The sequence below is a fragment of the Clostridium sp. YIM B02506 genome, assembly GCF_022324845.1.
Classification (GTDB): Bacteria; Bacillota; Clostridia; order Clostridiales; family Clostridiaceae; genus Clostridium_T; species Clostridium_T intestinale.
Genome location: NZ_JAKGTG010000044.1, coordinates 25705 through 34053, shown reverse-complemented (window position 1 = coordinate 34053; position 8349 = coordinate 25705). Strand labels below are relative to the sequence as shown.

Annotated in this window: 6 protein-coding genes; all 6 read right to left on the bottom strand. The window is 26.3% G+C overall.

Annotated elements, in window-relative coordinates; translation table 11 throughout:
* Window positions 1-848: 848 nt before the first annotated feature.
* The 6 genes from L1S49_RS21645 to spoIVB all read right to left on the bottom strand — a co-directional run bounded on the left by L1S49_RS21645 (window position 849) and on the right by spoIVB (window position 8291).
* Complete coding sequence (locus L1S49_RS21645; protein ID WP_238907379.1) at window positions 849-2756, bottom strand: hypothetical protein; 1908 nt, start codon at window positions 2754-2756, stop codon at window positions 849-851.
* Window positions 2749-3255: a hypothetical protein gene (locus L1S49_RS21640; RefSeq protein WP_238907378.1), complete on the bottom strand. Its 507-nt coding sequence runs from the start codon at window positions 3253-3255 to the stop codon at window positions 2749-2751. The genes L1S49_RS21645 and L1S49_RS21640 overlap by 8 nt, the downstream gene beginning before the upstream one ends.
* A complete protein-coding gene (locus L1S49_RS21635; RefSeq protein WP_238907377.1) occupies window positions 3242-4363 on the bottom strand; it encodes a hypothetical protein in 1122 nt (373 codons plus the stop codon). Before L1S49_RS21635 ends, L1S49_RS21640 begins: the two co-directional genes overlap by 14 nt.
* Window positions 4342-5604, bottom strand: coding sequence for an MBL fold metallo-hydrolase (locus L1S49_RS21630; protein WP_238907376.1), 1263 nt, complete (start codon window positions 5602-5604; stop codon window positions 4342-4344). Before L1S49_RS21630 ends, L1S49_RS21635 begins: the two co-directional genes overlap by 22 nt.
* A 480-nt stretch (window positions 5605-6084) precedes the next feature.
* On the bottom strand, window positions 6085-6900 hold the full coding sequence (gene spo0A / locus L1S49_RS21625; RefSeq protein WP_021801463.1) for a sporulation transcription factor Spo0A: 816 nt from the start codon (window positions 6898-6900) through the stop codon (window positions 6085-6087).
* A 206-nt stretch (window positions 6901-7106) separates the two neighbouring features.
* Window positions 7107-8291, bottom strand: a complete 1185-nt coding sequence (spoIVB, locus tag L1S49_RS21620) for a SpoIVB peptidase (protein ID WP_238907375.1) — start codon at window positions 8289-8291, stop codon at window positions 7107-7109.
* Window positions 8292-8349 lie beyond the last annotated feature (58 nt).

The following is an 8349-nucleotide window of genomic DNA, read 5'->3' as shown; positions in this document are numbered from 1 at the left end:
GCGTTATAAATTAAATATTGATGGGTCAATTTTATTTGCAAAAGTGGGTCAAAAGTAGTTGACAATCTACAAATTATAAGTTACTATGTATTACAAAACAATAAGTTTAAGTTTCATTTTCTATATAATTAAAGAGTATTAAATACGTTAATTTGCTTTAAACTTATTCTTTTAGTATTTTAATACTAGTGGTATATAAAACACTTGATTATATTCATCCGACAAAAAAAGAGTATAGATTAGTGAAATCTATACTCATGTATTTATTGGCTTTATTATATTAAAATATTTATTGATTTTTTCACTAAACTTAAAATGCTTTTAGCCTAGTGTTTATCGTCTTTGAACATGATATATTTATAACCATAGTAATATACTACTTTTAATAAATTTTCAATAGGCTTTTCATATTCTTGTTAGGTAAGTTTATTCTTTCATTAGACGCACCTTATATATCTACCGTATGACAACTTCTAACAATAGATAATAATCGCTACTGATACAGGTAAATAATTTAATACACATCCCTCAAACTAAAAGCGTAAAAGTTCAATTTCGGCCGTTGATATGACTGACTTTTTATACGTCTATTCTTGCTACCTTTTCGTTATTACACATACACACAAATCAAATGCTTTGCCTATCCATATGTTACTTATACTAATTATTATCAATTAATGCTTTTTTTAATAACTTTAACTTCTTATATATTTTACTAGTTATCATCATTAATTAGCCTACTGTAATCAAATAATAATTTATTTTTCAATTCAAAAGGATAGAACTATCTTATACTTTAGCCTTTCATTTATAAAAGTTTGAAACTCTATGATTTAATTATCTATAATCTATTTTTTTATTAGTAATTTTGAATCATTTATACTCTCAATCACTGCTTGATTATATTTATCTTTAATCCCTTCAAATTCTTCATACCCACATGTCATAATTATCTGACAATCATTGTTTTCAAATTCAAATACCTTTTCAAGTATTTTTTCAATTCTTTTATTATCTATCCCATGGTCTTTTATAGTATCAATTATTAGTATTTTAGGATAAATCAACTCTTTATTTTCCAGACTATATTTTAACATAGTAAGATAAAAGAAAATTTTTATTTCTGTTAACCCACTATGTGGCACATGCTTGCTAGATATAGGTAAATATTCTTTATTTAATATAATTTTATAATCATATTCCTCATTAAGTGACTTATAATATTCTTCTAAATATAAATTAAACATTGACTCAAATTTATCTATGTGACTTTGCAAAGTATTATATTTTTCAAACTCTAATAAACTCAACTCATCTCTATTATTATTTAAATTTTCTTCCATTTCGTTAATTTGGTTATCTATATTGTTTAATATGACTTTATGTTCTGCTAATGTTTTTATCTTCATGCAAATATCATTTAGTTCTACTATTTTCCTATTTATACTTAATACTTCCTTTTCGACATCTATACTTAAACACTCCACTGTAATATCTCTTATTTCTTTTCTTATTGCAGACTTTTTATTTTCTAGCTTACTTATATATTCTCTGATACTATTTAAATCATCTCTTAGGGTTTCTATTACATTTAAAGTGGTCTTATTTATCGATACTTTAGATTTTAGTATATCACTATAGTCTTTATTAGAATACATGAAATGGTATATACCAGAATCCAAATCATTACCACATATGCATTTTCCTTTTATCTTTTTAGTTTCTTTTCCACATATAGGACATATCTCCATATCATTTTCGTACATTATTGGAAGTGTGACTAGTTCTTCTAACGTCTCAATCTCTTTTCTTTCCAATTTATAAAGACGTTTAGCATTTCTAAATTCTGATAACAGCTCTTTTTCTTCCGATCTCTTTTCTAATATACCTGTTTCTATAATATCTAATTCACTATTCAAATCTTTTAAGTATTTTTCCGTCTTAGAACTTTCTTTAGTTGCCCCTATCAAGTCTTCTTTTCTCTTTTTTAAACTAGTAAGCTCACTTATAATATTTTCATATTTATATTCACTTAGATTTATTTTTGAATAATCAACTACCTCTCTATATAAATCCTCCTTAAACTTTCTTTCATTTTTAAGTTCTTTAATTCTGCTTTCTAGTTGCTTTACTAATTTTAACTTATAGTAATATTTGTTATTTGAATACGACAATAGCGTTTCAAAAATAAACTTCTTCATTTGAGATGATTTTTTTAGTATATTTTTTCCTAATCCAAAATCACTAATCATTTGCTCTTTTGATGTCTGTTGGTCATAATAACTATATCTAAATAAATCATCAAAATTTAAATAATGTTCAGATGAAAATATATTCTCAACTTTAATTAAATTAACGTCTAAAGTTTTTAATAACCAGTCAGAAAACGTTTGATTGTCTTTTTCAAATAACCCACTATTCCGATTTATCGGAAGAACTATTATATTATCTTTTTTTATTACACTAATAATAGTCTCTTTTATTCTTCTTTTTAAAACATAACTATTATTATTTATACTTATTTTCATAGTTACGTAATTACTTTTATCATTAAATACTTCTTCAATAATATTATTATCCTTCTGTGTAAATGAAAAAACATTAATTCCCAGCGCATACATTATTAGATATGTAAAAGTGGTCTTTCCATGTTTATTTTCACCTAAAACAACATTAATCCCCTTCTTAAACCTATCATTTTTATAATAATATTTTTCTCCGTTATATTCTATCGATTCAATAATAATACTATGCATTTATGTCCTCCACTTTAAAATTGTTTATTTTTTTTAATATCTCATTATATTTTATATAGTATAATTCTCTTTTAGAGCTCAGTAAAACTTCCAAAACATCTTTGTAACCATTCATAATATTATAATCTTGTATTCTATCGCAATATACGTTTACCCTTTCTTTTGTTGGGTGAAAGTTGATTATCTTTTTTTTATCTAATATAATTAACGCTGAATTAATAGTCCTCTCTTCTATTTTGCTACTGAAATAACATGAACTCAATTTATGTGCCTCATATACATTTAATTGTTGTCCATTTATAAGTCTAATAAAACTATCCATATTCTCACTATCATGCATTAGCTGTATTACAAAACTAATCTTTTGATAATCCTTAAATGAATTTTTTTTATTATTACAATTAAAGACCTTTAGTATACTCAAAATTACCCAGATAACATAATTTATATCAGACCTAAAATCAAACAAAAGATTTTTTACATCCTTACTCCAATACATTTTTTTCCTCCTCTAAATAATCATCAAAAGATAAAAAACATGAATCTATTAGATTAAATATGGTATTCTCAAAAGTAATTATATTATTAATTCCATAATCAAAATCTTTTTGCCTTTCCTTTACCGTTCTAATTGTCTTAGATTTTAATTCATTAATACATTCTTTCAATTGATTAGTATTTGATATATCTAAGCTGATTAATTCCTCTTCTATATATTCAATACATGAAGAAAATACTACCATTAATACAGCCTTCTTTTGCTCACTATTAGTTCTTTCCAAGTCAATACGTGCCTGTACACATTTTCTATTCCAACTGCGTATTATTGATTTAGGAAAATCAGGACACTTATTTAATATTTTTTCACCTAAATTTTTCTTATCTTTTATATTTGCATATTCTTCATCATACATTTTATAGAAAGGGTCTAACCTATCTATGTTACTTATATTCCTCTTGCAATTACATTCTAGCAATCTATAAATTTTCGCCTCATCTTCTGATAGCTCGGATGAATTTAGATATTCCATAACGTTATGAAATTGGCACGCCAACAATTCTGGCTTATGTATTTTACTTGTTAATAATTCATCTGAAATAATACCCTTTATACTATTGCCAATTATTAACGGTGCACCTGATACTCCTTTATATAGTGATATTGATTTATGTTCTCCAGAAGAATCTTTTATACAAAGCCTTCCTTCTGGAGATATAACCTCTCCTGAAATATAAAATTCATTATACTTATTAAGTTTAGGAAAACCATACGTTTCATATTCCTCATTTAAATTCACTTCATCACTACACAAAGGATAAGTTTCTGTAAAGACATTATTATCGTAATTATATTTTATTATTGCAATATCTATACCCTTCTCCTCAATAAACACACTGCAATCTATCATACATTCTGATATTATATGCTTTCTATCATGTGTTTCCAAAATTAGTTTTTCTTCTTTATATTTATTGACAACATGCGCTGCTGTTATCGCATACATATTATCCATTATAAATGCCGTTCCAATAATATTATTTTCACTTTCATCATGAGTTGCTACTTTTATTTTTAAAATAAAATCTAAAAGTTTACTTCTTGACATAATATCATTTCTCCTTTTTTCAGGATTAGTTCGAAACATGTATTTTCATCACCACTAGCTGTGGCTAAATTTATATTGTACTTTTTCTTAAGCAAATCAATAACATCATAATCTATAATAAACTCACTAATCGGATAATTAACATACACATTACTCTCACCTTTTTGGGCAATATAAACTAGAGTTTCTAAATCTGGGTGTTTGCTACTTCCACTTCCATCTGTGCATATAAGATAATTGTTACAATGAACAGAATTTATAAAATCTATATTTATGTTGTTTCTACTTCCATGATGAGGTACTTTTAATAAATCTAATCTCTCATCCTTTACTATATCTATAATATTTTTACAATCCAAATCACCTGGGAACATGATATTTATCCCATTGAATGATAATAAAAAAGCAATTGAACTATTATTTATTAATCTACCATCTTTAAAAACATCTTTGTTCTTTAATATTGATTCAATTATATCGTTATGCTCAGACGCACTACTTGTTTTCACTTTTAATAATACTTCATTAGCAAAATCTTTTATATTATCATCTAGATTCGATATGAATAATTCAAAGAGCTCTTTTTTATCTACAGATGAATATATGTTTCTATCCTTTTCGAACCACTTAAGAAAATTAAATAAAAGTAATTTTAGAGTATGATTTTTTGGTGATAAAATTTTTAGTTTAACCTCATTATTAAGATAAATAGATTTATCGTCATTTTCCTCATCAAAGCAAACAATTTTATTTTTTAAACTTTTATTAACTATCTCATCAAATCCTAATTTATTAATTAGCTTAGTAAGTGTTATAGATTCACCTACTGAAATAGTCTGTTTATTTTCCTCACTATTATTACGATATTCTTTCACTAAAAAATTTGAAAAATCGTATATTAATTCTTGTGTTGAATTAATATTCTTCAAATCAAATTTTTGAGACGATAAAGCAAGAAAATCATTAATCCATATCTCTCCGATGTCTATAAATTTATCTTTCAATAAGTCATTGAAAAATTCTATTCCACCTTCTACATGGTCTCTATCAAAATGTGTTATTATTAATAAATCTATTTTTTGGCCACCTTGTGACAACATACTTAATTTTCTTTTTATATATTTTTTATACGTAGCTGAATAACCCAAATCTATCAAGATATTCACTTTTTCACTTCCATATATCTCTACTAAAATACTTTCACCATTTTCTGCTGGAAAAGCAGTTAACTTTATATCCATAAGACTAAATCTCCCTATCAACCTTTTATAATACTATACATAAACAATTTTTTACAACATCCTCTTTTTCCTCATTAAGTATATATTACCATATTATCAAATACAAATTTGCTAATCGAGTAAAATCTTTAGTATTTATAGAGGTTTTAATCATAGTAAAAAGAATCAACACATATACTGTTAATTTCTTCTTCTGCTTATTTCATAAATAACTTTATTTCTTGTATAACTTAATAGTTTTTTGATAAAGTTTTATAACTATAGTAATTCAGAAAGTCCTTTATTGAATCAATCGTTAGCTTAGCTTTTTATAATTTAGTAATAAAAAAACACCTTCTTTATATCAGTACTTAAACCGATGTACAAAAGGTGTTTGTTTATTAATTCAAATTCATGTTTATACTATGCTTCGCCAAATTTAAATTGATTTTTATAGAGTTTATCGTCATAAACTTCTGGACTTTTGCTCTATTATCTCTTTCAACTGACTTTATTTTTAAGCCTTAATTTATCAGCTACCATTGCTATAAATTCAGAGTTTGTTGGCTTGCCTTTATCATTGTGTATAGTATACCCAAATAACTTATTGATTGCTTCTACTTGACCTCTTCCCCAAGCTACTTCTATAGCATGTCTAATTGCTCTTTCAACTCTTGATGCAGTTGTATTGAACTTCTTAGCTATAGATGGATATAATTCTTTAGTTACAGCTGATAATAGTTCCATATCATTAACAACCATTGTTATAGCTTCTCTTAAATACATATAGCCTTTAATATGTGCTGGAACTCCTATTTCGTGTATGATATTAGTTATTTCAGTTTCTAAATCAATAGGTTCTCTTTTATTTTCTACCTTAATTTCTGGTGTTTCAATTAACGGAATTGATTTTTTTACTCCTTCTGCAGAAATAGTATTATTGAACATTTGTCTTATTCTCTTAGTAAATACATCCATGTCAAATGGTTTTACTACATAATAATCTGCACCTAAACTTATAGCTCTTTGAGTAATTTTATCTTGTCCTACTGCACTTAATACTATAATTCTTGGCATAGGATCAAGATTCATAGAACCTAATCTTTCTAAAACTCCAAGACCATCTAAATGAGGCATTATTATATCTAAAACAACTAAATCGGGCTGTTTTTCTTCAATCAATTTTAATGCTTCAATTCCATCTTTCGCTATACCCGTAACTATTATATCCCTTTGATTTAAAAGATAATCATTAAGAATGTTACAGAATTCTTTGTTGTCATCTGCTATTAAAACTGATATTTTTGAATTTTGCATAATCTTCTCCCCTTCACTTTGTACCATAATTTTACATTATTTCTATTCGACAAATCCACACCAATTCCTTCTAATTTGGTATAAAAAATAAAAAAAATCTTTTGTCTCTTTTATTTATAAATAGATTATAACACATAAGAGTAAAATTTTAATATTTTTTATAAAAATATTACAAAAACCTCTCAAATAATTGAGAGGTTTTTGAATTATTTAATGATCTGCGCATCTTTTAACATCCACTCTATATATATACCGTATCCAACCTTAGGGTTATTTATCAAAACATGCGTTACTGCACCTACTATTTTTCCATTTTGTATTATTGGTGAACCACTCATACCTTGAACTATACCACCTGTTTTATCTAATAGTTTTGGGTCTGTTACTTCGATAACCATACTTTTAGGTCCAGCTTCATCCTGCGCAAGTAATTTGGTTATTTTAATGTCATAATATTGTGGTCCATTTTCATCAACAGTAGTTAATATTTGTGCTTTTCCTTCTTTTATTTCATCCCTAAAACCAACTTTCATGGGATTACTTCTTGGTTGATAATTCTCATTTAGTTTCCCAAAAATACCACAATATGTGTTTTGTGATATTAAGCCTAATGGAGATTCTTCGTCTAAGAAAATTCCTCTTAGTTCTCCTGGAGATCCTTTTTCACTTTTTCTAACATTTATTATTGAAGACTTTACTAAGTCCCCTTTTTTTACTGTAATTAATGAATTAGTATCTCCATCAATTATAGCATGCCCTAACGCTCCATAATATCCTGTTTCTTTATGCGAAAAAGTTAATGTTCCTACTCCTGCTGTAGAGTCTCTCACCCATAATCCTATCTTGTATTTACCGTCTGTAGTAGCTTTGATTCTATTAAGTGTTTTAATTTCACTTTTACCATTTTTCGATACTTCAATCTTAATTTCATCAGTTTTACTACTACTTACTTTTCTAACTAAATCCTGAGAATCTTCAACATCCTCATCATTGATTTTTAGTATTAAATCACCTATTTCTATACCTATTTCTTTTGCTGGAGATGAAATCTTTTTATCTTCTATCTGTATGTCTGAATATCCTACTACCAAAACTCCTTTAGATGATAATTTTATGCCAACTGGCGTTCCTCCAGGATATACCTCCAAATCTTTAACATTTTTAATATCTACACTTTTTACTGTAATCAAACCAAACAGATTTATATTTAACTTGTTTGATTCAACTTTCTTAGAGTATATAGGTGAACTGGTTAATTTATAATCACCTATTTCTCCTGTAGATGTATATATATACTTTGGAGTTTTATTTGGTACAGTTACTCCTAATAAAAATAGAAGTATTAGGGGAGTTAAAATTAAAGCAGTAATTTTTATTTTTCTATTTTTCATTTTTTCTCCTCCTTTCGCCTCTATCTTTAAATTGCCCGTGTATACTTTACAATATCCT

Bases quoted from the DNA above. Each gene is read 5' to 3' on its own strand.
- spoIVB (WP_238907375.1), bottom strand. From the start codon at position 8,291: ATGAAAAATAGAAAAATAAAAATTACTGCTTTAATTTTAACTCCCCTA.
- L1S49_RS21640 (WP_238907378.1), bottom strand. From the start codon at position 3,255: ATGTATTGGAGTAAGGATGTAAAAAATCTTTTGTTTGATTTTAGGTCT.
- L1S49_RS21630 (WP_238907376.1), bottom strand. From the start codon at position 5,604: ATGGATATAAAGTTAACTGCTTTTCCAGCAGAAAATGGTGAAAGTATT.
- L1S49_RS21645 (WP_238907379.1), bottom strand. From the start codon at position 2,756: ATGCATAGTATTATTATTGAATCGATAGAATATAACGGAGAAAAATAT.
- spo0A (WP_021801463.1), bottom strand. From the start codon at position 6,900: ATGCAAAATTCAAAAATATCAGTTTTAATAGCAGATGACAACAAAGAA.
- L1S49_RS21635 (WP_238907377.1), bottom strand. From the start codon at position 4,363: ATGTCAAGAAGTAAACTTTTAGATTTTATTTTAAAAATAAAAGTAGCA.